Raw genomic sequence first — 1616 nt, forward strand, 5'->3', positions numbered from 1 at the left:
TAGCTAAATCGGGATTAATATATGATGGAAATTATAAAAGTACTTTAGTGAAAAATTAATGAGTTTTTACTTGTTTTTTGCCACAGTACTTTGTTGTGCGTTCGTTTTTTATATTAATTTATATTTTTCCATTCCGAAATCTTTTATTCTTTCATTCAGTTTTGGTCTATTTTCATTCCAATAATCTATATCAGCTCCAAAATCGATGAGTAGCTTAAAAATTCTCCTACTTTGTTCTAGAGTTTTTAAGTTTTCATTAAAATTTGGGTGGTCAATAAACTTTTTAGAATCTAATAAAGCTCTCATTAAGCTACTGTTTCCATATGAGTCAATTCCATTAACGTCAGCACCTTTTTCCAGCATAAGATTTAAAATTCTAAATGCAGTTTCAAAATGTTCTAATTGGTCTGAAATCGTATTAGTTTGATAGAAAGTCGCAATTATACTACTATGCAAAACAGGTAAATTCCATTCGTCTGAATTTTCAGTGATGTGATTTACATTAGCACCTTGGTTTATTAGTTTCTCTGCTATTTTGAAATTACCAACTTTGAGAGCTACTTGTAGTCCATTTTGTCCGCAATCTTTTTTTGGTAATCCTGGTCTGACTGCTTTTATAAATTCAGAGTTTGAGTTAATAAAATTCAAGACATCGGCATTATTATGATTCCGAATAGCAACAAAAAAATCATTGATATTCTTTTTAGTCATTTTCATTGGAACAACCTCTTGAATTGGTTCGGTTTTACTTTTTTTTCTCCAATTAAAAATTCCCATAATTTATTTTAATTTCTGTCAAGTTTTTTCGTTGTTTCACGTTTTTCTTAAATGACGCACAACGGTTTTGTGTATGGTTAGTTGCGTGGTTAAGCAACTAATTTAGCAAATAAATCACAGATAGAATATTCCGCAGGAATGTTCGTGAGTCGGCAGTGACCAAGCAATTAATTATACACGGTGTTGCCAGTAGTTTTTATTTTTTATTAGGTTCCGTTTTTCCGAATTTTATAGATTCCGTTTTTATAAATTCAGAAAATTTAATGTCATTATTCAGTTTAGATTCTATTTCTTTTTCTATTTCAGGTATTCCGATATTCACAGAATCCAATTCGCGAAATGATTTACGCATTTCTGAAAATATTTTTGGTAAAACAAATCTTTCCACATAGTCAATTCCGACTTCTGCATTAAATTCCGTTATAGTTTTTGGATTCACACTATACCAATAAGTTATTCCATAAGATATAGGTTTTTCGTCTTTGGTTAGAATTTGAACATTTCGTTTGATATTGGTCTGTTCAATCGGATAAATATTCGGAAAAATTCCGTTTGGAATATTATGTTTTCCAGAGTTCAAAACGACTGTCTCTTTTAAAAACGAATCATAATAAATTCCAATTTCTGTTGACTTGATAAAAATCTCTTTTTTCAATTCAGGTTTACACGCAAAAATTAACCCAATTAAGAGAATCAATAAAATCGGAAATGTTGTTTTTTTGTTCATCTGCTCAAATTACTGGCAACGGTTTTGTATATGATACGTTGCGTGGTTCATCACATAATTTAGCAAATAAAAACCAAGTAGAAAATCCGCGAGAATTTTCGTAAGTAAGCTT

Annotated in this window: 2 protein-coding genes; both read right to left on the reverse strand. The window is 30.0% G+C overall.

Annotated features, from left to right (window positions below):
* Positions 1-108: 108 nt before the first annotated feature.
* Positions 109-777 carry an ankyrin repeat domain-containing protein gene (locus DFQ09_RS18635; protein WP_115813134.1) on the reverse strand — a complete coding sequence of 223 codons (669 nt, stop codon included), beginning with the start codon at positions 775-777 and terminating at the stop codon, positions 109-111.
* A gap of 196 nt (positions 778-973) precedes the next feature.
* Positions 974-1504, reverse strand: a complete 531-nt coding sequence (locus tag DFQ09_RS18640) for an SPFH domain-containing protein (protein WP_115813136.1) — start codon at positions 1502-1504, stop codon at positions 974-976.
* Positions 1505-1616: the final 112 nt, after the last annotated feature.

The sequence above is a fragment of the Winogradskyella pacifica genome (assembly GCF_003386275.1).
Taxonomy (GTDB): Bacteria; Bacteroidota; Bacteroidia; order Flavobacteriales; family Flavobacteriaceae; genus Winogradskyella; species Winogradskyella pacifica.

What these genes read in the sequence shown, in the direction of transcription:
- DFQ09_RS18640 (WP_115813136.1), bottom strand. Translation starts at nt 1,504, where the DNA reads ATGAACAAAAAAACAACATTTCCGATTTTATTGATTCTCTTAATTGGG.
- DFQ09_RS18635 (WP_115813134.1), bottom strand. Translation starts at nt 777, where the DNA reads ATGGGAATTTTTAATTGGAGAAAAAAAAGTAAAACCGAACCAATTCAA.